Source organism: Aminobacter sp. P4_D5 (assembly GCF_056401815.1).
The window spans coordinates 1-579 of sequence record NZ_JBFUIP010001109.1; the positions used below are offsets into that span (position 1 = coordinate 1).

General features: G+C 68.4%; 1 pseudogene. It reads right to left on the reverse strand.

The annotated features are described in order from the left end of the window. Positions 1–30: 30 nt before the first annotated feature. A pseudogene (locus AC1DWF_RS36945) lies at positions 31–579 on the reverse strand (class I mannose-6-phosphate isomerase); the annotation flags it as partial.

A 579-nucleotide genomic window follows, 5' to 3' on the forward strand; every position in this document is an offset into this window, starting at 1 on the left:
TGCCAATGAAGGCGATGCGATCCAGCCGGGTCATGATGCGGTCCCGGTGAGCCGCGCAGGTTCCGGATCGAAATCAAAGGCCGCGACGCCTTCCAGCAGTGCAGGAGCCAGTTCGGGACCGGGATAGGCGACCAGGGCCTGGAAACCCTCCTCATCGGCCTGGACGGCCGCGATCTCGGCGTCCAGGAACACCGCCTCGCCCGGTGCCAGCGTGAGGCCGCCGAACCGGGCCCCGCCGGCGAGGGCCAGCACCCAGGTCTCCTGCGAGGCTTCCAGGTGCCAGGCCGACATCGGAACGAGGTCGATCTTCTCGACGATGAAATGAGGATTGGCCGCGAGCAGCACCCGGCTTGCGCTGAGTCGCGAAGGCCGCGGTTGCGGCTCCGCCGGTGCCGCGTGGGCCGCCGCCACGCCGCGATCGATCTGCAACTCGCGGTGCCGGTCGAAGTCGAACAGGCGGAAGGTGGCGTCGCTGCGCTGCTGGATTTCGGCAATCACGAGATTGGCGCCGATCGCGTGGATGGTTCCCGCCGGAACCGTCAGGAAGTCCCCCGCCCGCACGCTCCGCCATTTCGTGAT